This window comes from Algoriphagus confluentis (genome assembly GCF_036245625.1).
Lineage (GTDB): Bacteria > Bacteroidota > Bacteroidia > Cytophagales > Cyclobacteriaceae > Algoriphagus > Algoriphagus confluentis.
In genome coordinates this window covers 201,880-228,432 of record NZ_BTPD01000009.1, presented here as the reverse complement: position 1 = coordinate 228,432, position 26,553 = coordinate 201,880, and the positions used below count along the sequence as shown (strand labels likewise).

24 protein-coding genes and 2 tRNA genes are annotated in these 26,553 nt (G+C 44.7%); 11 read left to right on the top strand and 15 right to left on the bottom strand.

The window, feature by feature from the left end:
• Nucleotides 1-708 carry a hypothetical protein gene (locus AAA943_RS15185; RefSeq protein ID WP_338225114.1) on the bottom strand — a complete coding sequence of 236 codons (708 nt, stop codon included), beginning with the start codon at nt 706-708 and terminating at the stop codon, nt 1-3.
• Nucleotides 705-1,235 (bottom strand): RNA polymerase sigma factor, encoded by a 531-nt coding sequence (locus AAA943_RS15180; protein ID WP_338225113.1) that lies wholly within the window; start codon nt 1,233-1,235, stop codon nt 705-707. Before AAA943_RS15180 ends, AAA943_RS15185 begins: the two co-directional genes overlap by 4 nt.
• A 297-nt stretch (nt 1,236-1,532) precedes the next feature.
• On the opposite strand from AAA943_RS15180, the gene AAA943_RS15175 reads away from it, so the two are divergent.
• A complete protein-coding gene (locus AAA943_RS15175) occupies nt 1,533-2,636 on the top strand; it encodes a trans-sulfuration enzyme family protein (RefSeq protein WP_338225112.1) in 1,104 nt (367 codons plus the stop codon).
• 181 nt (nt 2,637-2,817) lie between these two features.
• Here AAA943_RS15175 and AAA943_RS15170 read toward each other — a convergent pair whose 3' ends face one another.
• Nucleotides 2,818-4,776, bottom strand: coding sequence for a M1 family metallopeptidase (locus tag AAA943_RS15170; protein WP_338225111.1), 1,959 nt, complete (start codon nt 4,774-4,776; stop codon nt 2,818-2,820).
• A 227-nt stretch (nt 4,777-5,003) separates the two neighbouring features.
• Between AAA943_RS15170 and AAA943_RS15165 the strand changes: the two genes are divergently transcribed.
• The 3 genes from AAA943_RS15165 to AAA943_RS15155 all read left to right on the top strand — a co-directional run bounded on the left by AAA943_RS15165 (nt 5,004) and on the right by AAA943_RS15155 (nt 7,142).
• On the top strand, nt 5,004-6,830 hold the full coding sequence (locus AAA943_RS15165) for a TonB-dependent receptor plug domain-containing protein (RefSeq protein WP_338225110.1): 1,827 nt from the start codon (nt 5,004-5,006) through the stop codon (nt 6,828-6,830).
• Between the two features lie 135 nt (nt 6,831-6,965).
• Nucleotides 6,966-7,040: transfer RNA gene (locus AAA943_RS15160), tRNA-Val, on the top strand.
• A gap of 27 nt (nt 7,041-7,067) precedes the next feature.
• Nucleotides 7,068-7,142, top strand: a tRNA-Val gene (locus tag AAA943_RS15155).
• 139 nt (nt 7,143-7,281) lie between these two features.
• Here AAA943_RS15155 and AAA943_RS15150 read toward each other — a convergent pair.
• The 3 genes from AAA943_RS15150 to AAA943_RS15140 all read right to left on the bottom strand — a co-directional run bounded on the left by AAA943_RS15150 (nt 7,282) and on the right by AAA943_RS15140 (nt 10,600).
• Nucleotides 7,282-8,544, bottom strand: coding sequence for a replication-associated recombination protein A (locus AAA943_RS15150; protein WP_338225109.1), 1,263 nt, complete (start codon nt 8,542-8,544; stop codon nt 7,282-7,284).
• 95 nt (nt 8,545-8,639) lie between these two features.
• Nucleotides 8,640-9,653 (bottom strand): threonine aldolase family protein, encoded by a 1,014-nt coding sequence (locus AAA943_RS15145; protein ID WP_338225108.1) that lies wholly within the window; start codon nt 9,651-9,653, stop codon nt 8,640-8,642.
• Entirely contained in the window at nt 9,650-10,600 is a 951-nt protein-coding gene (locus AAA943_RS15140) for a glycerophosphodiester phosphodiesterase family protein (protein ID WP_338225107.1), read from the bottom strand. The genes AAA943_RS15145 and AAA943_RS15140 overlap by 4 nt, the downstream gene beginning before the upstream one ends.
• 244 nt (nt 10,601-10,844) lie before the next feature.
• Here AAA943_RS15140 and AAA943_RS15135 point away from each other — a divergent pair, with 244 nt between their 5' ends.
• On the top strand, nt 10,845-12,584 hold the full coding sequence (locus tag AAA943_RS15135) for a tetratricopeptide repeat-containing sensor histidine kinase (RefSeq protein ID WP_338225106.1): 1,740 nt from the start codon (nt 10,845-10,847) through the stop codon (nt 12,582-12,584).
• A 7-nt stretch (nt 12,585-12,591) separates the two neighbouring features.
• A complete protein-coding gene (locus tag AAA943_RS15130; protein ID WP_338225105.1) occupies nt 12,592-13,326 on the top strand; it encodes a LytR/AlgR family response regulator transcription factor in 735 nt (244 codons plus the stop codon).
• 270 nt (nt 13,327-13,596) lie between these two features.
• On the opposite strand, the gene AAA943_RS15125 is transcribed toward AAA943_RS15130, so the two are convergent.
• The 4 genes from AAA943_RS15125 to lpdA all read right to left on the bottom strand — a co-directional run bounded on the left by AAA943_RS15125 (nt 13,597) and on the right by lpdA (nt 17,012).
• Nucleotides 13,597-14,049 (bottom strand): DUF2721 domain-containing protein, encoded by a 453-nt coding sequence (locus AAA943_RS15125; protein ID WP_338225104.1) that lies wholly within the window; start codon nt 14,047-14,049, stop codon nt 13,597-13,599.
• A 102-nt stretch (nt 14,050-14,151) separates the two neighbouring features.
• The gene (locus tag AAA943_RS15120) at nt 14,152-14,985 is read right to left on the bottom strand and encodes an anti-sigma factor (protein WP_338225103.1); all 834 of its coding nucleotides are present in this window, start codon (nt 14,983-14,985) and stop codon (nt 14,152-14,154) included.
• Between the two features lies 1 nt (nt 14,986).
• Entirely contained in the window at nt 14,987-15,520 is a 534-nt protein-coding gene (locus AAA943_RS15115; RefSeq protein ID WP_338225102.1) for an RNA polymerase sigma factor, read from the bottom strand.
• Nucleotides 15,521-15,614: 94 nt separating this feature from the next.
• Entirely contained in the window at nt 15,615-17,012 is a 1,398-nt protein-coding gene (gene lpdA / locus AAA943_RS15110; RefSeq protein ID WP_338225101.1) for a dihydrolipoyl dehydrogenase, read from the bottom strand.
• Between the two features lie 293 nt (nt 17,013-17,305).
• Between lpdA and fabG the strand changes: the two genes are divergently transcribed.
• Entirely contained in the window at nt 17,306-18,052 is a 747-nt protein-coding gene (gene fabG / locus AAA943_RS15105; protein WP_338225100.1) for a 3-oxoacyl-[acyl-carrier-protein] reductase, read from the top strand.
• A gap of 87 nt (nt 18,053-18,139) precedes the next feature.
• Here the strand turns inward: fabG and AAA943_RS15100 are convergent, their stop codons facing one another.
• The 5 genes from AAA943_RS15100 to AAA943_RS15080 form a co-directional block, all read right to left on the bottom strand.
• Entirely contained in the window at nt 18,140-18,700 is a 561-nt protein-coding gene (locus AAA943_RS15100) for a transposase (protein ID WP_338225099.1), read from the bottom strand.
• 264 nt (nt 18,701-18,964) lie between these two features.
• Nucleotides 18,965-20,119 (bottom strand): hypothetical protein, encoded by a 1,155-nt coding sequence (locus tag AAA943_RS15095; RefSeq protein WP_338225098.1) that lies wholly within the window; start codon nt 20,117-20,119, stop codon nt 18,965-18,967.
• A gap of 119 nt (nt 20,120-20,238) precedes the next feature.
• Nucleotides 20,239-21,873, bottom strand: a complete 1,635-nt coding sequence (gene pruA / locus AAA943_RS15090; protein ID WP_338225097.1) for an L-glutamate gamma-semialdehyde dehydrogenase — start codon at nt 21,871-21,873, stop codon at nt 20,239-20,241.
• Nucleotides 21,874-21,945: 72 nt separating this feature from the next.
• The gene (locus AAA943_RS15085; RefSeq protein WP_338225096.1) at nt 21,946-22,641 is read right to left on the bottom strand and encodes a YjjG family noncanonical pyrimidine nucleotidase; all 696 of its coding nucleotides are present in this window, start codon (nt 22,639-22,641) and stop codon (nt 21,946-21,948) included.
• 7 nt (nt 22,642-22,648) lie between these two features.
• Entirely contained in the window at nt 22,649-23,032 is a 384-nt protein-coding gene (locus AAA943_RS15080; RefSeq protein WP_338219957.1) for an ArsR/SmtB family transcription factor, read from the bottom strand.
• Between the two features lie 102 nt (nt 23,033-23,134).
• Between AAA943_RS15080 and AAA943_RS15075 the strand changes: the two genes are divergently transcribed.
• From AAA943_RS15075 to AAA943_RS15060, 4 genes are all read left to right on the top strand, one after another.
• The gene (locus AAA943_RS15075; protein WP_420915611.1) at nt 23,135-23,776 is read left to right on the top strand and encodes a carboxypeptidase-like regulatory domain-containing protein; all 642 of its coding nucleotides are present in this window, start codon (nt 23,135-23,137) and stop codon (nt 23,774-23,776) included.
• 120 nt (nt 23,777-23,896) lie between these two features.
• Nucleotides 23,897-24,142 carry a type B 50S ribosomal protein L31 gene (locus tag AAA943_RS15070; protein ID WP_026950917.1) on the top strand — a complete coding sequence of 82 codons (246 nt, stop codon included), beginning with the start codon at nt 23,897-23,899 and terminating at the stop codon, nt 24,140-24,142.
• A gap of 68 nt (nt 24,143-24,210) precedes the next feature.
• Nucleotides 24,211-25,407: a GlmU family protein gene (locus AAA943_RS15065; protein ID WP_338225095.1), complete on the top strand. Its 1,197-nt coding sequence runs from the start codon at nt 24,211-24,213 to the stop codon at nt 25,405-25,407.
• Nucleotides 25,408-25,413: 6 nt separating this feature from the next.
• Nucleotides 25,414-26,553: a DNA polymerase III subunit gene (locus AAA943_RS15060; protein ID WP_338225094.1), complete on the top strand. Its 1,140-nt coding sequence runs from the start codon at nt 25,414-25,416 to the stop codon at nt 26,551-26,553.

The following is a 26,553-nucleotide window of genomic DNA, read 5'->3' as shown; positions in this document are numbered from 1 at the left end:
CTAGTTGGTTTTGTTTGTAATGTTTTTTCGTTGGAGTCTGATTCGAGCTTGTAACTCAGACTTCTCATCACCGGTAGATTCAAGTAAAATAGGGTCTTGTGCTCCAAAATTTGTTTTTACCTGGAACTTGATTTTATCAAGCTCCCATGAAATCGCCACGGAATGGTAGGTTTTCTCTTGTACTTCATCGACAGAGGTGTATTTTTCTCTGGTATCCAATTTCAGCTCTTTTGAAGTAGGTTCATTCAGGACTGAAATGGGTGGCCGATTGGAAACAGCTAGGCCGTTGTCTCTTATTCGCTGTTTTTTTACTTTCCCTTTCGGTTGAGATTCTTTTTCATTGATTTGAATAGTGGTGTTTTCCGCTGTTTCAGGCTTTGCCGGCTGAATAGATTTTTCCGGTAATTGCCTTTCCTGAGTAGCTTGAGAAGTAGGCTTGGGAGAATCGATTTTTACAGTTTCTTGCCTGAGGAGGAAGAAAGCGATAAGGAAAAACCCTGCTACTGAGGATGCAATTAAGAATGCCTTCCATGGAAAAACTATCTTTTGATCTTCTAGCTTTTCTTCGATCCTTTCCCAGGCAAAATCGGATGGACTATAGGCTGGGAGCTCATTTAAATTTTTACCCAACTGGAGATCAAAGTCCTTCTTCTGCATTAGTTTTTCCCAGCTGTTGCTCCTTGGTTCGTGTTCTGGTAGGCTTTTCATGCGCGGAGTAGAGTTTGGATTCGAGTTTTCAGCAGCTTCTTGGCGTAATTCAATTGAGATTTGGAAGTGCTTTCCGAGATTCCAAGAAGTTTTGCTGCCTCTTTATGGGAATAACCTTCCACAGCAGTTAACATAAAAACTGCTCGGGAGCCTGGAGGCAAGGCACGGATTGCCTGATCCAATAATTCACCATCAAACCAAGAATCAAATTGGTTGTCCGCTGGATCCTGATTTTGATCCAACTTGTCAAACTCAAATAGCTTTTTTCCGGCCTTTATTGCTTTTCTGGCTGTGATCGTTTTCATCCAGGAAACCAAAGCCTCTGAATGCTTCAAGTTTCGTATTTGTTGAAAAACTTCAACATAGGTGTCCTGAAGCACATCATGAGCGAGTTCCTCATCATTTAGCATTCGAAAAGCCAGTGAATAAACCATCCTTTTTGTCAGCTCGAATAGCTGAAATTGAGCTTTCCTTTCCTGAGAAATTACCCGCTCTATTAATTCAGATTCTAATTGGATTTGGTTCATTTTGGTTTTTTCTATCTTAAAGAGTCATCTTAGAAGAAAAAGGTTGGAAAGGCTTTAAGAAAAAAATATAATCTGGATATCCGATTTCTGCCAGTAATAAAAAAAGTAAGACCCAAATTGAGCTCAGAGGTTAAGAATTCGGAAGCTTCGGTTTTCGGTCTTCCTAGTTCCGGCGACATGAATGAAGGGAATATGGCAGATGGCACTATTGCTGGTATTGAAAAAATTTAAAGAGTCTGTGTCTTTTCACCCTTTTGATTCCAAATTGATTCTTTAAATTCCAAGAAACACGTTGATATGAAATTCGAGACCCTAGCCATTCACAAAGGAAATCTGATTACAGACAAAAACCGACCCGTAGTCCAGCCCATTACGCTCAGCACGACATTTGAGCATGGCAATGAAGGGGGGATGCTCTACACCCGGGCGGGCAATCCCAACAGAATAGCCTTGGAAGAGGTGATTGCGGCATTGGAAAAAGGGGAGGATGCAGCGGCTTTTTCCTCAGGAAATGCAGCCGGTACGGCAGTTTATCAGGCCTTGGAGCCCGGGTCACATATTATAGCTCCTGATGACATGTATCACGGATTGCACAATTCCATGGTGCAGCTTTTTACGGGGATTCATGAGGTGAGTTTTGTGGATATGAGCGATCTTGAAGCAGTGAAATCTGCCATTAGGCCCAATACGAGATTGTTTTGGGTAGAAACACCTTCCAACCCCTTGCTTAAGATCACTGATATTCGTGCGATTTCTGTCTTAGCCAAAAACCAAGGGGCTATTCTTGCCTGCGACAATACCTTTGCAACTCCCGTCTTTCAAAATCCGCTACTTCTCGGGGCAGATGTCGTCATGCACAGCAGCACCAAGTATTTTGGTGGACATTCCGATATTTTGGGAGGAGCTTTGGTGACCAAGGAGAAAAATGACTTTTGGACAAAAATTCGAACGGTACAGCGGGTAGGAGGTGCCGTTCCTTCGCCGACAGACTGCTATTGGCTGGCGAGAAGTATCCGGACTTTGGCCTATCGGATGAAAGGACATGCCGAGCATGCTCTGATTTTGGCGGAGTTTTTACTCAATCATCCCAAAGTGGAACAAGTCTTCTATCCGGGATTAAAATCCCATAAAAACCATGAAATCGCGGCTTCCCAGATGAGTGGGTTTGGCGGAATAGTTTCCTTTATGGTAAAGGGTGGTGCAGAAGAAGCTGATCGGGTGGTGTCCCGACTTCATTTCTTCATGAATGCGACCAGTTTGGGAGGGGTGGAAAGCCTAATCGAACGTAGAGCGGCAGTGGAAGGGCCTGATACCTTGACCCCGCCTAACCTCCTTCGGGTCTCTGTAGGGCTGGAACATACCGATGATTTGCTGGAGGATTTGAATCAGGCTTTGGGATAAAAAACTGAATTTACGATTTGAGAATGACGATTTACGACATTTAAATCAGGCTTGAAGCTTTCTCGCAAGGCAATGATTTTATCTTTTGTGTAAAAAAGGTAATGAATCTCGAACGCTAAACTTATAACTTCGAACTCTGAACAAAAAAGATCCTGAGTTTGCGCTCAGGACCTTTTTTTGATTATTTGTAGATTTCAACAGGCCAGCTGTCATTGCCAAGATTAATGTCCGGGATGACCTTGTCCGGATCGATCACCACTCCGGTGACTTTTTTGCCGGTCTTGTGGAGATGGCTCCAAGCGTCACCTCTTTGCCAGATTTCTACCGGTAGTTTTACCCGCTCAGTGGAATTGTCCTCGTAAGAAAATTCCAAAAGCACAGGCATGGGGAAATCACCTTTATTCACCAGATTGACCAGGTAATTGCCTCCGTAAGGCTGTACCGAGCTAATGCCTAAATCGATGTTGCCATTGCCATAGAACCATCCTTTCCAGAACCAGCTGAGGTTCTCTCCGGCTACGTTTTCCATATGATTGAAGAAATCAGCAGGCTGAGGATGCTTGTAGGCCCAAGTATTGATATAGGACCGGAAAGCGTTGTCAAAGCGCTCATGACCCAGGATATACTCCCTGAGCATAATCAGTCCGATGGCCGGCTTCATGTAGGCCACCATGCCCAGATTTCTGGTGTCAGTCACATCCGGGTAGTTGTCGATCCCCTCTCTGTTTTCATTGGTGAAATAGCCGTTGAATCGGCGGGTTTCATTCAGGGTGGATGGGTATTCTCCATTGTTGAATTCATTGGAGCTGTAGTGGTTGATGAAGGTATTGAAGCCTTCGTCCATCCAGGCATAGCGGCGCTCGTTGTTTCCCACAATCATCGGGAACCAGTTGTGTCCAAACTCGTGATCCGTCACTCCCCAAAGGGAAGCGCCTTTGGAATTGTAGTGGCAGAAGTTCAAGCCGGGATATTCCATTCCACCGATTTCGGCGGCCACATTGGTTGCGGTTTCGTAAGGAAACTCATACCACATGTTGGAATAGTGCTCGATGGAGGCCTTGCTATACTCGGTGGATCGGGTCCAAGCTCCCTCGCCATTGCTTTCCATGGGATACACCGACTGAGCGAGCGCTGTTTTTCCAGAAGGAAGATTGATCCGCGCAGCATCCCAAATGAAGGAATCCGAGGTGGCAAAGGCTACATCACGGGCATTTTGGATCCGGAAATGCCAAGTGATCATTCCCTCCTGCTTGGGTCGGGTGAGGGCGGTGTTTTTGATTTCTTCAGGAGAAATCAAATAAACAGTCTCTTCGCTTTGGGATGCTTTGGAATAGCGGTTTTGAAGTTCTTTCGAAAGGACTTCATTCGGATTCATCAATTTGCCCGAACCTACTACTATGTGGTTGTAAGGCACCGTGACCTTGTAGTCAAAATTGCCGTATTCCAAATAAAACTCACCGGCGCCCAAGTACGGCTCCACGTTCCATCCTTCGATTTCATCAAAGACGGCTACTTTGGGATACCACTGTGCAAAGGCATAGATCCAGCCGTCTTTCACTTTTAGTCTGCCCATTCGGTCCATGCCTTTTTGAGGTACTTTGAATGAAAAATCCATGGAAACCGTAGCCTTGCCGCCTTTGGCCGGGATAGGCTCGGCAAACCAAACCTGCATACGGGTATCCTCGATCAAATGACGGGAAGAAATACTTCCCTTGGCACCTACCTTGGCGGCGACATTGGTAATGTCGTATCCTCCGTCCACGTCTCCGTTGTAGCGATTGCCTTGCACTGGGGTGGTCAAAGTGCCCCGAGAGTCAGGGGTGAATCGGTTTTGTTCCAACTGAAGCCAAATGAATTCCAAGCTTTCCGGACTGTTGTTGGTGTAGGTGATGGTCACCTTCCCGGAAAGGACGTGATTAGCCTCATCCAGGCTTACTTCCATCTGATAGTCGGCAGCATTCTGCCAGTAGGCTTCTCCGGGTTTACCGGAGGCAGTTCGATAGACATTTCCTTTCCGGTCCATAAACTCGGAAAAGTCTTTTTGATTGTTGTCTTTGCCTTGTTGCGCCCAAGTATCACCAAAATAAGTCAGGGTGAGAAAAGTAAAGGCAAGGCCAAATTTCAAGGTTTTTTTTAGCATACGATTTAATTTAAATGGTTTACCCTGAACAGGAATAGCAAAGCAGTTCAGGTATATTCATTTAGAAATTTCAGAATTGGTTATTTGGCATGAAATTAAGCGAACCTTGCCTGACTAAAAACTTTTTCTTTTCGAAATATCCCCTCTTAACCAATTTTTAGAATCTTCAGGGGTTGGATTTGGAAAAAGTCCTGCTTTACCTTTGTCTGAGAATACCAACTACCTCAATGAAAAAAGCACTAGTTCTGATTTTACTTGCCGGGTTTGCTGTGCCCGTTTTTTCCCAGAGCGATACGACCTCCCAAAATCTGGAAGAAGTCCTGATTCAGGAAAACCGGATTCAGATTCCTTTTTCCAAGCAAAGCCGAAACATCAGCGTCGTGGGTAAAAACCAGATTGAAACCACTCCTGCACGTTCCCTTCAGGAGGTCTTGACATTTGTGCCTGGTGTAGATGTACGTCAGCGGGGAGTTTCGGGAGTTCAGGCGGACATCGGGATTCGTGGAGGGTCATTTGAGCAGACGCTCATGCTGCTCAACGGAATCAAACTCACCGATCCCCAGACCGGTCATCACATGATGAATATTCCGGTTCCTTTGGTCAATATTGACCGGGTAGAGGTGCTAAAGGGGCCGGCCTCGAGGATTTTTGGACAAAATGCTTTTGCAGGGGCAGTCAATGTGATCACCCGACTGAGCGAAGAAAGAAATCTGAGAATCCAAGGCTATGGAGGGGATTTTGGGATGAGAGGAGTGAATTTTGCAGGTTCTCTTCCAGCGGGAAAATACCGTCAAAATCTGGCTGTCTCCTACGATGAATCGGATGGGCATCAGTACAATTCGGATTATAAAGTCAGCAATATTTTCTACGAAGGAGGGGCTCAGCTTGATGAGGCCAATGAAATCCGGGGGATGATTGCCTATACCGACCGGACTTTTGGTGCTAATGGATTCTATACTTCTGCTTTTCCTGATCAATGGGAAAGCATTCAGACGACTTTGGCCTCATTGGCACATACCTTTCAAAAAGACAGATTTTACCTCAATACCCGAGCCTATTGGAGAAGAAATGAGGACGAGTATCGCTTGAGAAGAAATGAACCGGAGTTTTTCCAGAATTTCCATACCTCGGATGTATTCGCCCTGGAAGCCAACGGAAGCTATCAGAGCAAGTTGGGCACGACTGGATTTGGAGTAGAGGTAAGAAAAGAGCAAATCGAGAGTACCAATCTGGGAAACCATGATCGGACCCTTTCCGGCCTTTTCTTGGAGCAGTTGGTTCAGTTGGGGTCCAAGACAGACCTGAGAGCGGGACTTTACTCCAACTACTATTCGGAATATGGCTGGAAGCATTTTCCGGGAGCTGAATTAGGATTTCAAGCCTCCAAAAGCCTTAGGTTTTATAGTGGGATTGGGTCCAGCTATAGGATTCCCACTTATACCGATTTGTATTACGTCGGTCCAACCAATATCGGAAATGCTGACTTGGTCCCTGAGCAGGCGAGGAGTTTTGAAGTGGGAGGAAAATGGAATCGATCGGGCTGGAGAGGCGAATTGGTTTATTTCAACCGATATTCTGAAAATCTGATCGAGTGGACGCGATCATCCGACCAAGACCCATGGCAGCCTAGAAATCTCAATGAAGTCACTTTCAACGGGGTGGAGGCCTCTGTTCACTATGCCATCAATTCCAATGGAAGACCGATTCAGGTCCGGGAGTTTATGCTTTCCTACAACTTCATCGACGCTGACTTTTCCGGACAAGAAGGGCTTGAATCCCGCTATGCTTTGACCGCATTAAGGAATCAGGTCATCACAGGGGTGCTAGTTGGTTTTGGAGAAAAGGTAGAATGGAATACCAAAATGCGCTATGTGGAGCGGATGTCTTTGGATCCCTATTTCCTCCTGGATATGCGGGTGGATTACAATCGATTGGGTAAGCTGGGCTTCTTTGCAGAAGCCTCCAATATCACTAATGAAGATTACATCGAAGCGGGTACCGTACAGATGCCGGGAAGATGGTTCAGAGCAGGATTTATGGTGAATTTGGAGTAAGTGGCTTTTTAGTAATACTTTTTTCATCTCATTTTCAATGAATTGAGAATGATTGATGGAAAAAGTAAACAAGTCCTATTGGAAGAAAGATTTATCGAATTACCTTTGCATTCCCTTTCGAAAGGAAAGGAATTAGGAAGTTTAGCTCAGCTGGTTCAGAGCATCTGCCTTACAAGCAGAGGGTCGGGGGTTCGAATCCCTCAACTTCCACATTTCAATATTAACTGAAAATACTTCGGAAGTTTAGCTCAGCTGGTTCAGAGCATCTGCCTTACAAGCAGAGGGTCGGGGGTTCGAATCCCTCAACTTCCACATCAAGCCTTGGAGAAATTCAAGGCTTTTTTGTTTCCCACAGATTGACACAGAAAAAGACACAGATTTTCGCAGATTTTTGACTATTATGATTTGTTTTTTTGAACCTTCGGTCTCCTGTCTCCGCTCTTCCAGCTAGTCAGTACCCATACTTCCCCTTCCACTTCCCGGATAAATACTTCCTCAACTCATTCTCTCGGGCATTTTCTCCGGGTTCGTAGAGTTTGGTGCCTTTGATTTCATCGGGCAAAAACTCCTGTTCTACAAAATTGCCCGGAAAATCATGAGAATACTTGTAGGCTTTGCCATAGTTCAAATCCTTCATCAGCTTCGTAGGAGCATTGCGGAGATGCAGTGGGACGGAAAGATTTCCAGTTTCCTTGACCAAGGCTTGGGCTTGGTTGATGGCAAGGTAAGCGGCGTTGCTTTTCGGCGAACTCGCCAAGTAAGTCACGCACTGCGAAAGGATAATCCGGGCCTCTGGATAGCCGATGATTTTCACTGCTTCAAAGCAATTGGTCGCCAAAAGCAAGGCATTGGGATTGGCATTGCCGACGTCTTCCGATGCCAAAATCACCAACCTGCGGGCGATGAATTTGACATCTTCTCCACCCTCGATCATCCGAGCCAGCCAGTACACTGACGCATTGGGGTCTGACCCACGGATCGATTTGATAAAGGCTGAAATGATATCGTAGTGCTGCTCCCCGGATTTGTCGTAAAGGGCGACCTTTTGCTGGGCGATCTGCATCACTTTTTCATCTGTGATCAGGCAGGGATTTTCGTTAATCCCATCGATGACGATTTCCAGCAGATTGAGGAGTTTTCGTCCATCTCCACCCGAAATCCGAAGAAGCGCATCAGTTTCCTGAAGCTCCACTTGGATTTTTTTAAGGTCTGGATCTTTTTCTAACGCCTGCTTCATCATCGCTTCCATTTCGGCTTTACCCAAAGGATTCAGCGTAAATACCTGACAGCGGGAAAGCAAAGCCGAATTGATTTCGAAGGAAGGATTTTCTGTGGTGGCGCCGATGAGTCGGATGATTCCTTTTTCCACAGCGCCCAAAAGCGCGTCCTGTTGGGATTTGTTAAATCGGTGAATTTCGTCAATAAATAAGACCGTGCCCCGCTGAAATTTGGCCTTGTCAATGACTTCCCGAATGTCCTTCACTCCTGAACTAATAGCACTCAGCGTATAAAAAGGTGCTTTGATTTCATTGGCGATGATATTGGCAATAGTCGTTTTGCCCACACCCGGAGGTCCCCAAAGAATGAGTGAAGGCACATTTCCTGACTTGATGGCCTTATACAAAAAGGAAGAAGGTGCAGACAAATGCTCCTGTCCGATCAGGTCTTCTAATCGGGTTGGGCGCATGCGTTCGGCTAGGGGAGTGGGGTTCATTTTTTTAGAATCAAGACAATAGAAATTAGAAGCTAGACTCAAGCATGGAGAAAATATAAGATAAATCTAATGTCTAGTGTCTAGAATCTTGGATCTTAAATTTCCCCAATCCTCTTCCCAAACTCCTCCAAATGCTCATCCCCAAAATCCAAATGGGTCACGAAGCGAACCAAGTCTTTGCCAAACTTAACCGACTTGATGTTCTGCCCCGCCAGCTTTTTCATGAATTCCTCCGGAGTAATTCCTTCCAATCGGGCGATGACGATGTTGGTGGCAACCGGGAAAATCTCCGACACCACAGGCAGCTTGTTTAGCATTTCACCCAAAGCTCGGGCTCTAGCGTGATCTTCTTTTAGTCGCTCCACCTGATTATCCAAGGCATAAATGCCCGCTGCTGCCAGAAATCCCGCCTGGCGCATGCCTCCTCCAAATACTTTTCGAACTTTTCGGGCTCGCTTGATGTCAGCTTTTGATCCGAGAAGAACTGACCCGATCGGGCAACCCAAACCTTTGCTCAGACAAATCGAGATCGTATCAAAATGTGCTCCCCAATCGGCAGGGCTTTCGCCGGTTTCTACCAAAGCGTTGAACAATCTGGCTCCATCCAAATGAAGCTTGATCCCTTTTTCCTTGCAAAGTGCATGAATTGGCTTGATTTCATCCAAGGTATAGATGCTTCCCCCGCCTTTGTTCATCGTGTTTTCCAGAGAAACCAGGGTTGTCTCTGGTGCATGGACATCGTCCGGATTGATGGATTCTGCGACTTGGGATGCAGTGATTTTTCCCAAATCTCCGGTCAAAAGCTTTACCGATGCCAAGGAATTGGCCATGATTCCCCCACCTTCATAGAGGTAAATGTGGGAATATTGATGGCAGATGACTTCCCTCTGCGGTCCCGTATGAAGGCGAATTGCGATCTGATTGGTCATGGTGCCGGAAGGACAGAAAAGCGCCGCCTCCATTCCGAAGAGTTGGGCTGCTTTTTCCTCCAAAGCATTGACAGTCGGATCTTCTCCAAACACGTCATCGCCCACAGGGGCAGAAAACATGGCTTCTTTCATCCCCGGAGTAGGCCGGGTCACGGTGTCGCTTCTTAAATCAATAATCATCGGGCGAAATACTTTGCTTTTGAACTGTTTTTTGGGACAAGGGACTGAATGGCTGCCGCCGCTTCAATAGGTCTGTCGGTTGCCAGGATGTCAGCTCCATTTTGGATAAAACTGGCATACAATTGATCTCCTCTGGTTTCAGCACTTTGGTCCAGGTTGCCGAGGACGCCCAAAATGGCAAATACTCCCCGGTCATGGAGCGCTTTGTTGAACTCCGGATTGCGCTCTGCCAATCCGGTAAAGGCAATCACTCGATTCCAGGGAATTCCTGTTTCTTCCAGTCGCTTAATCTCTTTCTCGTTTCGGATAGTCACCGAAAGCATCAATTCAGGAGCTAGTGAGTTTAGCTTTTTGGCAGCGGGAAAGGTGTAGGAAATCAATGCCGCATAAGCTTCACTTTCTGTTTCTCTTACCTCTTCAATTACTTTTTCAAAGGGCACACTACGCTTGATATCCACCGTCAGCAGGGCTTTGCCCTTGGACCAAAGCAGGGCCTCTTTTAAGGTTGGGACCTTAAATTCGGTCAGATTTCCCTCGTTATCTTCCAAATAGAGACTTTGGATATAATCAAAAGTGACTTCGTTGACTTTACCGTTTCCGTTGGTCGTTCGTTCCAAATCGTCATCATGCATCAATACCAACACGGAGTCCAGGGTCATAGCCACATCCAATTCGATGATCGCGGGGGTATAGTTTAGGATATTGTCAAAGGTCTCGATTGCATTTTCCGGGAAGCCTGGATACGGTCCACCCCGATGGGCCGAGACCATAGGGATTCGGTCTGCTGTCCAGGAATAAAAGTCCAGGGTCTCCTCCAGATCAAAAAGCCGGATGCTATGGGAGGTGGTTTCAGCCGAAACAAGCTCTTCGGTGGATTGAGGCCTTTTGCATGCCAGTGAAAAGGTGAAAATCAGGAAGAACAAGAGCAAATATCGGGTAGATTTCATGAGGTACTTTTATTTTCTGCTAAATAGAAGGAAAGCGGGGGATAATAAAAATTGATTTTTTCAAATGGTGCATAGGAATTATCCCAGCAGCTTTCGCAAAAGTGGGATTTTGGCTTTTAGAATTGCCCGTTTTTCTCCAATTTCAAGGCACAATTCACCCTGAAATCCCCTGATTCTTTTGAATAGTACGAATCCAAGGAGCCTTTTCCTGTCAATGATCCTTTTTGCCTTGAACTTTTGTCCTGTGCTATCCCAGGTAGCGCGGATGGATAGCCTCAAGCAGGTGCTTCAGAAAGGTGACCTGGAGGATACAGTTCGTGTAGCTCTCTTGATTGAACTCTGCGAGGCAAGTACCTTTATGGAAGAGCAGGGAGGAAAGTACTTTGCAGAACAAGCCTTGGAGATTTCGACCCGGATCAAGTATCCATTAGGGATAGGCTTGGCCAATAACTCCATCGGAGCCTATTACCTGCAGGTGGGGGATTTGGAAAAAGCGCTTCCATTTGTGCTTGAAGCCGAGCGAGTGTATTTGAATGCTGGAGGTTTTGGCAAAAATCTATTGGCGGTCTACAATAATTTAGGAATCATTTACAATCGGACAGGCGATACCCGTAAGGCGATCTCCGTGTATAAAAATGCAATTCTCCTGGCTGAAAAGGAAAAAATGCTTCAGAGTCAGGCTATTTTGTATAATAACCTAGGATCTGCCTACGACAAGCTTCAGGTTTATGACAGTGCACTTTGGGCTTTTGGCCGGGTGGAAGAGGTCAGTAAAGAAGGAGGAATAGAGGTAGGCATTATGATGGCCAAAAGCAATCTGGGCTCGGTTTATTTTTCTCTCGGAAACTTAGACCGCTCGAAAGAAGAATACCTCATGGGCTTAGAAATCGCCGAAGAGGGACAATACACGAGGAATATCGCCACCATCCTCTTGGGTTTGGCGGATGTGTATGCCGGGCAAAATCAACTCAGGGAATCGGAAGCTTACTATCAGCGGGGGATAAAAATAGCCGAGGAGATTCAGGCCTTGCCTTTGATTCAGGATGGATACATAGGTTTGTCCCGAGTGCAGGAGAAAAGCGGAAAACTAGCCTTGGCCTTGGATTCTTTCCGAAAATGGCAGCAGGCCAAGGACAGTATTTTTTCCCTCGAAAAAGCCCAAACCCTGGAAGAACTTAAGGTGAGGTATGAATCGGAAAAGAAAGAATCGGAAATCCTAGCCCTTTCCCAACAAAATGAAATTCAAAGCCTGGAACTGACCCAGAAAAATCAATTGCTTTGGTTTGGCGGTATAGGAGTACTTCTTATCGCTGGTTTGGGATATAGCTATTACCAACGGAAAAAGCTCAAATCCGAAGCCCAAATGGCTGAGTTGGAACAGCGCTTTCTCCGCTCCCAACTCAATCCCCACTTTATCTTCAACGCTCTTTCTTCCATCCAAAACTTTATGCTTAAATCCGAGGGGGCATTGGCTTCCCGGTATTTGGGGAAGTTTTCCAAGCTGATGCGCCAAGTATTGGAAAACTCCCGAGAGGAATACATCCTACTCGAGGAGGAAATCCGCATGCTGGAAAATTACCTGGAGATCCAAAAGATTCTCTTGCAGAAGGAATTTGTCTATTCGATCGAATGCAGGGGAGATTTGGATCCGGATAAAATTTCCATTCCGCCAATGTTTGTCCAGCCCTTTTTGGAAAATGCCATTCAGCACGGATTGAAGGAGTCTGGAGGGAAAATTGAAGTGGAGTTTAGCCTTGCCGGGGAGTATGTGGAGATTATTGTCAAAGACAATGGCGTGGGAATCCTTTCTGCTTTCCAAGCAAAAGAAAGCCATCGCTCCCTAGCCACTTCCATCATCAGGGAGCGGATGGACAACTACAACAAAAAGCTGAAAAACCGGATTCAGCTTAGCCTTCTGGATCGTTCCGAGCGAAATGAGCAGGGAACAGAAGTTCAGATTTTGGTTCCTTACCTAGCTAATTGATTGGAAAATGAAAGCCACTATCATAGATGATCAATCCCATATCCGGGAAAATCTCAAATTGCTTCTTAAGGAATTTGCTCCCGAAGTGGAGGTCATTGCAGAGGCAGACGGTGTGAAGTCTGGTTTGGAATGTCTGAAAAAATACAAGCCTGAACTTGTGTTTTTGGATATCGAAATGGCTGACGGGACAGGGTTTGATCTGCTGAATCTGGTCAAGGACCGATCCTTCCGGGTTATTTTTGTGACCGGGCATGAAGGGTATGCCATCCGGGCCTTTCGGGTGGCTGCGATAGACTACCTACTCAAGCCAGTAGATCCGGATGATTTGGTGGAGGCAGTGGCCAAAGCCAAAAACCAAAAGCCCATCGAGGACTTTCAGGTAGAAGAAGCGATGAATGCTCAAAAAGAGGAAAAAGTAAGGCAGTTGGTGCTTTCTGATGCCGACAGCGTCTATCGGGTACAGGTCGAGGATATACTTAGATGCCAGTCAGAGGACAATTACACCCGGTTTTTTCTCTCTGACGGAAGAAAATTGCTGATTTCCAAGACCCTTAAGGAGTTTGCAGAGCTGTTGGAGAAATCCGGGTTTTTCCGATGCCATCAGTCCCATTTGATCAATTTGGCCTATTTTGATCATTTGGACAAGCGGGATGGGGGAACCATTTTTCTCAAGGACGGATCCACAGTGCCCTTGGCCACCCGCAAAAAAGATCAGCTACTCCAGGCACTGAGAGAAGCCTGATTTCAGATTCTATCCATTCGGATTCGCTTTCTCAAGGAATCCCTGCAAATTCTCATTTGGTGAATTTCGGCAGAATAGTGGGCCTATTTTCGGGCATGGATAAAGGATAGCGGATGGATATGATACTCAAAACTTTCTTCAAACTGGTTATTTGGTTGGGGATTTATATTGTCACCGTCTTTTCTTTAAACCATTTTTTCCATCTTTTTTTCTAACAGCTAAACTGCATCAAACAGGGGTGTATTGGGCAGATTTTTTAAGCTGATCTTTTTATTCTTTTTTTTGATCCAAACGGAAAAAGGCATCCAAACTGCTTTTCCGCTTTTCGAAGATATCTTCCATGTCGGAGAGTTCCAGATTGAGTGCTTTGGTGGAAATCTGGATTTCGACTAGAGAAATCCCCAGCGAAATCAAGAGAGAAATCATACTCGCCACAAAGACCCAGTTGGCGGCTGAAGTAAATCCCTGAAACAGCAAAAACATACAAATCACACACATCAAAAAGCTGAATACCCCAAAAAGCTGCATGTTTTTGATAAGCGTTAATCTTCTTCGAAGGTTGTGAATCTGCTCTACAATAATTTCCTGATCGGGTTCCTTGAGGTAGTTTTTATGCAGTCCCCGAATCAGAGTGGCAATCGCCAAAAATCGGTTGGTAAAAGCCAGCATCAGAAGCGTTATCGCAGAAAAAAGCAGGGCAGGAGTGGAGAGTTGGAGTTCCATAGAATTAGAAAGTGCTTTTGGAAAAAGTAAGTTCGGTAAAAGGCATGAAAAAAGCCTGCTCTTTGCAAAGCAGGCTTGTAGCAATTAAAATATGGAGTGAGGTTAAGCCACCTCACCAAGTACCACGAGCTTTTCTAGGGTAGGTGACTGAGACCCACCCTTCGGCTCAATGGTGATGGCAAAAGCTCCTGCCTCAGCTACTGCTTGCATTTGTTGAAGCGTAAATTTTTCACCCGGATTCACTAGACCGATTCCGACAGGACCATCTTTTCCGATCGCCCAAAGTTGGTAGTCAAATTCTGCAGAAAGAGAATTCAAGTTATTTACAGCTACGAAGACCTCCTGAGCTTTTTGATCCCAAAAGACATCCACTTTGGCATCTTTTTGCATAGGAAGGGCTTCCCCTTTCATTTCCACTCTTCGGAAATCTCCTGAAACTAATCTGTCTAATCGAGAGTCGGTTTCCTCATATTGGAGTTTGACTTGATTCAAATTATCGGCCAATACCTGCTGATCCTGAAGGAGTGCAGTGAATTTCTGATCGGTTTCATAAAACTTTCCTGCGAAATAAATCGCCGCGGCACTCGCAAGGATAGCTATCAAAGAAGCAGCAACCGCAAAAGGTTTCCAAGGGCTGAGCTTAACCACTTTGGTTTCTACAGGGGCAGAAATGGGCGAAGGGGCTCCTTTAGGTGCTTTCTCCTTTTTAAACTCTTCCTCTAGGGAAGCAAAGATCTTTTCTTTGACTTGAGCTGATGGAGCTTTTCCGGTCAGTTCATCAAAGGCAAACATCACCTCCTCCAAAGCATCCAGTTCTTGCTGGATTTTGGGATGGGCTTTGGCCATAGCGATCACTTCCTCTCGCTCACGCTCGGTCAACTCTCCGAGTAGGAAGAGTTCCAGTTTGCCTGATTCGATGTATTCTTGGATGTTCACGCTAGATTCGTTCTAAATTCTTTTTCAATACTTGTAGTGCTGCACGGACTCGGGATTTAACCGTGCCGAGTGGGATATCAAATTCTTCCGAGATTTCCGAGTGGGTGTATCCTTGGAAATAAATATACTCAATGATGAATTTTTGATCTGAGGTAAGGGGGTTCATCAACTCTCTCACTCCAATGCCTTCTATTTGTTCCAAGGTGCCTGATTGACTTTCGATTCCAAATACGAAGTCATCGATGGCATTGGTTTTTCCGGTTTGAGAAATTTCTTTGGACCGAAGTTTATCAATGGCAGAATTACGACAGATATTGGCCATCCATGTATATAAACGGCCTTTGGACTCTTCATAGGAGTCAATCTTCCGAGTGATTTTGATAAAAGAATCATGAAAAACCTCCTCAGCAATGTCATGGTCAGAGATGATTCTCAGGATTACCCCCATAAGGGCACGTGAGTACTTCTCGTAGAGGTATTCTGTAGTGTGACGGTCTCTAGCTCGAAGGCCAGCTATGATTTCTTCTTCCTGCAAAAGTCGATCGTTTAGGAATATCTGTTTGCTAAAAGTAAAACACCGGGCCAAATGTTTGGTCCCGGTGTCTCATTTATTTTCAAAATAATTGAGATTAAAGATGAATTACCTCATCATAGGCCGCCGCAGCAGCCTCCATGACGGCCTCAGACATAGTTGGGTGAGGATGAACGGTCTTAATCAGTTCGTGCCCGGTGGTCTCCAATTTGCGGATAGCCACGATCTCTGCGATCATCTCGGTGACATTGGCCCCGATCATGTGAGCACCTAGGAGCTCTCCGTATTTTTTATCAAAAACCAATTTCACGAATCCATCTTTTGCACCAGCTGCAGAAGCTTTTCCGGAGGCAGAGAAAGGAAACTTACCTACTCTTACCTCATACCCTGCTTCTTTGGCTTTGGATTCGGTGTAGCCTACAGAAGCGATCTCAGGAGAGCAATAGGTACATCCCGGGATGTTTTTATAATCTAGAGGCTCCGGATGATGTCCAGCGATCTTTTCCACGCAGATGATTCCTTCTGCAGAAGCTACGTGCGCCAATGCTGGTCCGGGGACAACGTCTCCGATGGCATAGTAGCCCGGCATATTGGTCTGGTAGTAGTCATTGACTTGGATTTTGCCTTTGTCTACCAAAATCCCTACATCTTCAAGGCCGATATTTTCCAAATTAGAAACCACCCCTGCAGCGGAAAGAACGATATCACATTCTAAAGTTTCCTCGCCTTTGGCAGTTTTTACGGTCACTTTGCATCCTTTTCCTTTGGTATCTACTCCGGTGACTTCGGAGGAAGTCATGATTTTGATCCCGCTTTTCTTGTAGATTTTTTCCAAAGCTTTGGATACTTCCTCATCCTCTACGGGTACGATGCGATCCATAAATTCCACGATCGTCACCTCTGTGCCGATGGCATTGTAGAAGTAAGCAAACTCAACTCCGATGGCGCCGGAACCTACCACCACCATTTTCTTGGGTTGGTTTTCCAAGGTCATCGCTTTGCGATACCCGATTATTTTTTCATTGTCGATTTTCATCGAAGGCAATTCACGGGCTCTTGCTCCGGTAGCGATAATAATGTTGTCAGCAGAATAGACCGTTTTTTTACCGTCTTTGTCTGCTACCTCAACCTTTTTGCCAGGCTGAACTTTCCCCCATCCTGCAATGACCTCGATTTTGTTTTTCTTCATCAAAAACTGCACGCCTTTGCTCATGCCATCGGCTACGTTTCGGCTTCTTTTCACCATTCCGGTAAAGTCCGCTTTAGCGTCTTTCACAGAAATCCCGTAGTCGGAAGCATGGCTGATGTATTCGAAGACCTGGGCGCTTTTCAGCAAAGCTTTGGTCGGGATACAGCCCCAGTTGAGGCAGATTCCGCCTAGCTCTTCAGCTTCAATGATGGCGGTTTTCAATCCGAGTTGAGAAGCGCGAATAGCCGCCACGTATCCTCCCGGTCCGCTTCCCAGCACGATCAAGTCAAATTTTGTCGAAGACATATTTAAAATGGGTTTGATTACAAAATGAAACTGTGCAAAAATAGGCCTTTTGGGTTCAGAAAAAAACTCATTTTGTAGGAGGGAATACGTAGCTGATCGGCCTGAGAATGAATTCAGAAGGAATTCTTTTGAAAAATTTGGTCAAAAGAAAAGTTGACCAAGTCTTCTATTTTAAAACCTCATTATTGACATTTAAAATGCTGTGATTCAGTTTTTAAGGAGTCTGAGGGAAGGTAAGAAACCCAAAGTCTGGGCTTTTTTTCTAATTTTGGCCAAAATTAATTTTGATCTTCATGGGATTACTTTCAGGAAAAACTGCCTTGGTCACCGGTGCCTCTAAAGGGATCGGCCGGGCAATTGCCATCCGTTTTGCGCAGGAAGGCGCTAACGTAGCTTTTACTTACCTATCCAGCGTAGAAAAAGGTCAGGCACTCGAATCCGAATTGGCTGCTTTTGGGGTAACAGCCAAGGGCTATCGATCAGATGCTTCGGACTTCAAAGCCGCTGATGAGCTTGTCAATTCTGTGGTGGCTGACTTCGGGGCCTTGGATATTTTGGTAAACAATGCAGGGATCACCCGCGACAACCTACTGATGCGGATGACCGAGGAATCCTGGGATGAAATCATGAACGTCAACCTTAAATCCTGCTTCAACACCGTCAAAGCGGCTACCCGCACCATGATGAAAGCTAAGTCCGGCTCGATCATCAACATGACCTCTGTGGTCGGTGCCAAAGGAAACGCCGGTCAGGCCAATTACGCAGCCTCCAAAGCCGGAATCATCGGCTTCACCAAGTCAGTCGCCTTGGAATTGGGCTCCAGAAATATCCGCTGCAACGCGGTAGCTCCTGGATTTATCGAAACTGAGATGACGGAAGTATTGGATGAAAAAACCGTGCAAGGCTGGAGAGATGCCATCCCGATGAAGCGTGGAGGCAAGCCGGAAGAAATCGCCGATGTCTGCGTATTCCTAGGCTCAGATATGAGCACTTACATCTCCGGACAGGTAATCCATGTGAATGGGGCGATGTATACTTAACCTTTGAGGTCTTCAAGACCTCGAAGGTTTTATTTTAAACCTAACCTTTGGGGTTTTTGAAAACCTCAATGGTCGTTCAAGAGTTTTCTATTCTAAAGACAGTTCTTCAGGAAAGTCCTCAGCCTGTTCCAATTCATGGACTTTTTTGAAATGTTGTAGTCCTGCAAACCAATCTAAGACGAAATCCCTTTCAATGTTCGTAGGTTTCCGTGAGATCAAGGCATTTAAAGATGAAAACTTCCAGTTTTTATAGTCCTTAACAATACCATGTTTTTGAGGATTTTTATGAATATAAATTATAGCCTGGGATAAATAGCTTTCTTGACCGACTCGTTTCCTTTTAAATTTCCGTTGAAATAATGCACCATGTCGATCATAAAGCTTGTTGTATGCTTTAGCATAGCCATTCAAGAAGTTTGAAAAAGCACTTAAGGCAGCTTCTGGTTCGGCACTTTCTTCTACTCGAATCAAAAAGTGAAAATGATTGGGTAGTAAACAGTAGGCCAAGGTTGAAAAATAGGGAGAGCAATGATCTTGATATTTCTGAAGGAAATAGGTGTAGTTTTCCTCGGTTCTAAAAAGTAATTCTGCTCCGTTTGTTCTAGAGTAAACATGGAAAAATTTTTCCGGGTAAAAGGGATCGGCCATAAAAATGAATTTTTATAAATTGTTGAAAGGCAAATTTTTAACAACCAAAATAACGATGCAGATAGAGATTTTCAATCTAGACCTTCGAGGTTTTTTGAAAACCTCAAAGGTCAAACGAACGGCTGGGGAGACTTAGCCGTTTTTTTGTTTTTGTCCCACAGATAAGCACAGATTAAAAACGCAGATTTTCACAGAAATTCTAGAACACTTCTATCCGTAGAAATCTGTGGCTTTTTCTGTGTGAATCTGTGGGAAACAATTAGGTCAATTCCGAAACTGACTCAAATCGATTTTGTAAAACTCATACTCATCTTCCGACTTTTGCTCGGGTTTGTTGATGAAAAGTCCCTGGGAAGTGGAGAATAAATTCTCAAACCGTGTTCCTGATGGATAAGTTATTTCAAACTCTGCTTTGAGCTTCCAGTCCGGGTCATATACCAGCAATAAATAGGTGACTTCGTCCATAAGTAACCTTTTCCGTTCATCCGTAACTTCTGGTTGGCTCCTTTTTTCCTTTAGATGGATCATTCTCACATAGTTATTTGAATTAATGTCATAAAGAAGATGGGTATTTAGTGCGCCGTTTTCAGGCCTAATCCATCTGGCGCTTCTTGAGTTACCTTCAATTTTTTCTGGGAAATACTGGATTAAAGTTTTTGAATCGAGTTTTAAGCGATTAATAATTTCACAGTTTTTGATTTGATACAAGGAATCTGAATAGGGGAACATAAGCCAGGATTTCTCTTGATCTACTAACCTTAAAAGTTTTCCTCCTAAAGAAGAATTTTTGAAGGATTCATCATAAGGAGCTTTAAAATTTGACTTACAAAGTAAATTTCCCTCTTGATCGTAGGAGCCAACCCAAGAGACAAAATCCAAATCTAAGCCATCCTTCCCTTCTCGAAAGCCCATAAAATTGTATGGATTGAAGGTGATCTCAAATTGGTTTTCAGAAATTTGATGCAATGCATTCCTATTGTCTGGAAAGTATAGATAGCCTTTTGGTTCATAGGATTCAATATCTCTTTTGAATGAATAAACAAGCTTTTCGTTTTGATAATAGTTAGTCATGCCAATGGAGTTGGTAACCGCTATAAGTCCATTATCAAAAACTTTAGCGATTTCTGCCCCTCCTTTAATCCCTTGCGGTCCTTCTTTTGGGATCCTAAAAGTTCTAATTTTTCTTCCTGTTTTTGGATCGAAGAAACTTATTATCTCATTCCATTTGGTATATATTAACTCTTTTCCTTCATGAGTAACAGGTTCCTGAAAAGATAAATAACCCGACTCGGTGTCTCTTTCAAAGTTCATTTCACCCACAATAACTTCATCAAGTTTTCCTTGATATGCATCTTCAGAAGATCTGGATTTGCATGATATGAAAAGAAGTAAAAAAAGGATTGGAAAGATTGATCTCATTTTCACGGTTTAATTCAGTAGAAAAACTAAATATGCCTAAATATAAGAATTAAAAAAAAGCCCTGGAAATCTCCAAGGCTCTTTAAAATTGAATTTGATCATTGCTCATTGAGCATTTTTTAGTCTTTGCCCAAAAACGGATATCGATAATCCTTCGGAGACACAAAGGTTTCCTTGATAGTCCGTGGAGAAACCCAGCGGAGCAGGTTGATCATTGACCCGGCTTTGTCATTCGTGCCGGAGGCTCTTGCGCCGCCAAATGGCTGCTGACCGACCACGGCACCTGTTGGCTTGTCGTTGATGTAAAAGTTGCCTGCGGCATTTCTCAGTTTTTGAGTTGCCAATTCGATCGCATAGCGGTCTTGAGAGAAAACTGCGCCGGTCAAGGCGTAAGGAGAAGTTTGATCCACCAGTTCGAGTACCGTTTCGAAGTGTTCTTCGTGGTACACATAGATGGTCAAGACCGGACCGAAGATCTCTTCACACATGGTGGTGTACATCGGGTCTTGAACCAAAAGAACGGTCGGTTCGATGAAGTAACCCTTAGACTTGTCAAAATTACCTCCTGCGATTACTTCTACTCCAGGAGCGGATTTCGCTTGGGTGATGTAATTGGAGATTTTGTCAAATGCCTTCTCGTCAATCACCGCATTGATGAAATTGGTGAAGTCTTCCGTGCCACCCATTTTCATGGAAGCCAAATCCTCCAGCATGTACTTTTTCACATTCTCCCATAGGTTGGATGGGATGTAAGCACGGGATGCGGCGGAGCATTTTTGTCCTTGGTATTCAAAAGCGCCTCTGACCAATCCTACGGCTACAGCTTTTGCATCTGCAGATTTATGGGCTAGAACAAAATCCTTTCCTCCGGTTTCTCCGACGATTCTTGGATAAGATTTATACAGCTTGATGTTTTCACCGATAGTTTTCCAAATGTGCTGGAATACCCCGGTAGAACCTGTAAAGTGAATTCCCGCAAAGTCCGGATGCTTGAAAATGACATCTCCGGCAGTTGGGCCATCTACATAAATCAGGTTAATTACCCCATCTGGTACCCCTGCTTCTTTGAAAACTTCCATCAAAACCTGAGCTGAATAAATCTGCGTGTATGCTGGTTTCCAAATGATGGTATTGCCCATCATCGCAGCCGAAGTTGGGAGATTTCCTGCAATCGCTGTAAAGTTGAAGGGAGTCAATGCAAACACGAAACCTTCTAGTGGTCTTTGCTCCACGCGGTTCCAAACGCCGTTTCCGGATACGGGAGGCTGTTGGGCGTAGATTTCGGTCATGTATTTCACATTGAATCTGAGAAAGTCGATAAACTCACAAGCGGAGTCGATTTCTGCCTGAAATGCATTCTTGGATTGACCCAACATGGTGGCTGCATTGATTTTTGCCCGATAAGGGCCAGCCAAAAGGTCCGCCGCTTTGAGGAAAATAGCTGCTCGTTGTTCCCATTCCAGGTTTTCCCAAGCTTCTTTGGCTCCCAAAGCTGCATTGATCGCCTGCTCCACATGAAAGGCGTCGCCCTCGTGGAAGTGTCCCAAGATATGTTGATGATCGTGTGGCGGAGACATCGGACGGGTTTTGCCAGTCCTCACTTCCTCACTTCCGATGTACATGGGCACATCGATCTGCTTGGATCGGAGCTCCGCCAGCATGGCTTGGAGTTCTTTCCGCTCGGGGCTGCCCGGAGCATATGATTTTACCGGCTCATTGACAGGAGCAGGTACGTTGAAAAATCCCTTTAACATGATATTTGGTGTTTATTTGATTTCTGAGTGGCCAAAGATAAGTTTTCCTGACCGAAAGGGCAGTGATTTCACTTACAAAAGCGACTCTAATTCTTTGAGATGTCTGATTTCAAAGGTCGGTTTGAGTTCGATGGTTTTTCCATCAGGATTGAAGAAAACCTGATCAATCTCAGCTCTTTGTGCGCCAAGAATATCCGAGTTGGGATTGTCGCCGATCATCAGGCAATATTCTGGTTGAGTGCTCAGTTTATCCAGAGCATAGTGAAAAATCCTTGGATCGGGTTTTTTATGTCCGGTGGTTTCGGAAGTAACAATGAGGTCAAAATACACATCCAAGCCGGATGATTTCATCTTTTTTGCCTGAGACTCATTGAATCCATTGGTGATCACGTGGATTTGGTACTTTTCCTTAAGGTAAGTCAGGATTTCTTTGGAATAGGGAAAAACATGGGGCTTGGAGGAGGTTCGGTGCATGAAATCTTCTTCAAATTCCATCGGAATGGCCTCAGCCCTTCCCCCGGCATAGGCAAAGATCCGGGGAAAGCGTTCTTTTCTTAGGTTGTGCTTGTCGATTTTACCCACATTGTACCAATCCCATAGCTGGAAATTGACTGCATGAAAGGCTTCAAAAAACTTTTCGAACGTTGGAATTCCCAATTCCTGCAGTTGGTAAATTTGGTACAGTTCGGAAAGTGATTCGGTGACATTTCGATCATAGTCCCAAAGGGTATGGTCCAGATCGAAAAATAGATGTTGGTACGTTTTCAAGATAGATTCAGCGACGGTAAGGGTTGTTTTGGATTTTATTGATGGCCAGCTCACGGTTGGATTTGAGGATTTCGAAGGTCTCCTGATCCTTGATTAAGCTGGGATCTTTTTGGATAAACTTGAAAATCTGCTGAATGATTTCAAGATATTCTTCCAGGATGTAATAAAACATCCATTGGTCCACCCTTCGACTACCCAAAAGCCCGGCATTTTTGAGCGCAATAAGGTGTCTGCTGGTTTTAGTCTGGGTAAAATCCAATATGTGTTCTAAATCCGAAATGCTCAATTCTTTGTTAAGCATAAGCAAATGGATCATTCTCACTCGAGGTTCTTCGGAAAGCGCCTTAAAAATTCGCAATCCATAAGTCAAACTGATATTTTTGAGTCTCATTTGTAAGTTTTAACTTGCCAGCAGGTGTAAAATTAAAATTTAGGCCGAAATTGGGCCTAGTAAATAGGCTGAGGTCTACGGACTAAATTGATTTAATAATTCGTGAAAATAACCTACTTTCTTTCTTTTGCTTTGGTTTTGGGTTTTTGCAGCCTATTTCAAAGTGCTTTGGCCCAGGATGACCGGGACAAAAAAGTAATCCAGCTCTCTGGTATTATCCTCAATGCCGACAGCACCGATGCTGTGCCCGGAGTAAATATTTATGTTCCCAAAAAAGGGAGGGGGACGGTCTCCGGCAGATTTGGCTATTTCTCCATGCCGGTACTTGAGGGTGACAGTGTGGTTTTTACTTTCATTGGATTGAAAAAACAGACTTTCAAAGTGCCAGATGGATTTGAAAATGACCGTATCAGCTTGATTTTGACGATGGAGGTAGATGAAATCGCCCTTGCCGAGATCGAAGTCATGCCATATCCTACCGAGGATGAATTCAAGAAAGCCGTGGTGGCTATGAATGTGGTCGACCCGATGTCCATCAGCCGGTCCAATATGAGTCCGGAAATGCTCCTCAGGTGGGCAGAGACCATGCCCGCTTCAGGTAACGAGAATTTCCGCTATTTTCAACAGGGGCAAATGCTCCAAAATCAGGACTTGTACGGCCCCAGACCACTCCGAATTCTTGATCCATTTGCTTGGTCTCAGTTTATCCGCTCGATCAAGCGGGGTGATCTGAAGAGTAAATAGGGCCTTTTTCGACTTTCTTTCCAGAGAGTTAATAAATCCTTGACAAAGATTTGGTGCATTTTGTATAAAACAATATCTTTGTGCCTCATTTGAAAAAGGCAAAAGAAAACTAGCTATAGCATGAAAAAAGATATTCATCCAAACTACAGAGACGTAGTATTTTACGACACCTCAAGCGAGTTTAAGTTCTTGACCAAATCCACCATCGAGACTTCCGAAACTATCGAGTGGACCGACGGCAAAACTTATCCAGTGTACAAAATCGAAGTGAGCTCTGAATCTCATCCCTTCTACACCGGTAAGAAAATGCTTCTTGATACCGCTGGTCGAGTGGAGAAATTCAACAAGAGATACGCAAAGAAGTAATTCCAAGACACACTTGGTAAAAAGTCTCCCGGAGCATGGATTCTGGGAGACTTTTTTATTTTTGTCCCATGAAGCAAATTCTTTTGTTCGACGATCCTGCCATCCGGGGATCACTTTTGCCCTTCACCTTCACCCGGCCTGTTGCGGATATCCGCGTAGGTATCCTGAAAATATCCGAAAAGTGGGAGAAAATCAGTGGTAGCCCAGTTTCTTATCTTACTCAGCCGTATTTAGAAGAGAAGTTTTCTCGGACTGAAGGCGACCATTTGGCGATCAATGCTGGTTTTCTTCCTTCCAGAGAATTGATCCAATCGCTTAAAACCCTCAACACGGATGAGGCTTTGTTTTTGGGCAAAATTCCTGTGGCTGCCTACATCGGAGAGACAGAGAAAAATCTTTCCTTTTTCGCACACAAGAAACCGATTCAGCTGGATTTTCAGCCTCCTTTCGTTCAACATACTTGGGATATCTTTCGATTCAACGGAGAGGCAATCCGTGCTGACTTAAGATTGATTACTCAGGGACGTACTAGCCAAAAAATTACGGATCCCCACACGATAGTATATTCTCCGGAAAACATTTTTGTGGAGGAAGGGGTGAAAATCAAAGCTGCCGTACTCAACGCAGAAAATGGACCGATTTATCTAGGTCGTAATTCTGAAGTTCAGGAAGGTTCCCTGATTCGAGGACCCTTTGCCCTAGGTGAGGGATCGACGGTCAATATGGGGGCCAAACTCAGAGGCGATACTACTGTTGGCCCCTATTCTAAAGTGGGTGGAGAGATTTCCAATTCAGTCATTTTCGGCTATTCCAATAAGGGGCACGAAGGCTTTTTGGGCAATTCCGTGATCGGTGAATGGTGCAATCTCGGTGCAGATACCAATACCTCCAACTTGAAAAACAATTACGCTCCGGTCAAACTTTGGGACTATACCAAGGGTGGATTTACCAACACCGGGCTTCAGTTTTGCGGTCTGATGATGGGAGACCACAGTAAATGTGGGATCAATACCATGTTCAATACCGGTACTGTAGTCGGAGTAGGGGCCAATATTTTCGGAGACGGGTTTCCAAGAAATTTTATCCCTTCCTTCTCCTGGGGAGGGGCTGCCGGATTCTCTACCTTCAGTTTTGGAAAATTTGTCGAAGCTGCTCGTGTCGTCTTTTCCAGAAGATCCAAAGAATGGGATACGACCGAACAGGAGATTTTGGAGCAGGTTTTTGAATTGACCAAGAGTTACAGGATTTGGGATAAAACGACCTGATACACCATGCAATTTGCTGAAATTCCTGGCTTGCCAGAGACCAAAGAGAAACTTATCAACGCTGTCAAATTCAATCATTTGGCACATGCGCTCCTGTTTCACGGTCCGGAAGGTTCCGCCAATCTAACTTTGGCTTTGGCTTTGGCTACTTACCTCTTCTGCGAAAATCCGGGAGAATTAGACTCCTGCGGCACTTGCAGCTCCTGTCAGCGAATGAAAAAGCTGATTCTTCCTGATATGAATTTCGCCTTTCCGGAGGTAGGAAAGGATAAGGATGAGGATAAAAAAGATGATGAGGAGGATAAGACGGACAATCTTTCCCGCTGGAGAGAATTTGTTCAGTATCAGCCTTATGGATCCATCCACGACTTTATTTATTTTCTTGGGTTTGAGAAAAAGCAGCTCAACATCTCCCGTGCAGCGGGAAGACGGATCATTCAGACCCTCTCTTTGATGTCATTCGAAGGCGGATATAAGATCATGTTGATCTGGGCACCGGAGTACATGCATCCTTCTGCAGCCAATTCATTGCTTAAAATCCTGGAAGAACCGCCTGCTAAGACCATTTTTATCCTCGTGACGGCTCAAGCAGATCAATTGCTGACAACCATTCTTTCCCGAACTCAAAAGATTCTGGTGAGAGCCTTTACTGATGAGGAAATCAAGTCCCATTTGGTCGATCAGGGACTTTGTGATCCCAAATCCGCCGAGCAAGTGGCCATGCTTGCTGATGGCAATTTAGGAGAAGCTTTTAGGCTTTTGGACAATACGGAGGATCATACCGTCCGGGAAATCAGGGATTGGTTTCGACTTTGCGCAAGCAAAAACATGAAGGAGATTTTTTCGCTTTCAGATCTTTTTCATAAACGAGATAAGGAAGCCCAAAAATCCATGATGCTGGCCGGACTGAATGTGACCCGGGAGATCATGCTGAAAAACCTGGATATCGATCAGCTCCTTCGCACCACGGAAGAAGACTTGGATTTTATCTCCAAAATCAGCAAAAAAGTCCTGACAGAAGATCATGTGGAGAAGATGTATGAGGCATTCAACAAAGCGCACTACCACCTGGAGCGAAATGGAAATGCCAAAATGATTTTTACGGACCTTTCTATGGACTTGCTTTTGCTGATGGCTAAATCCTAA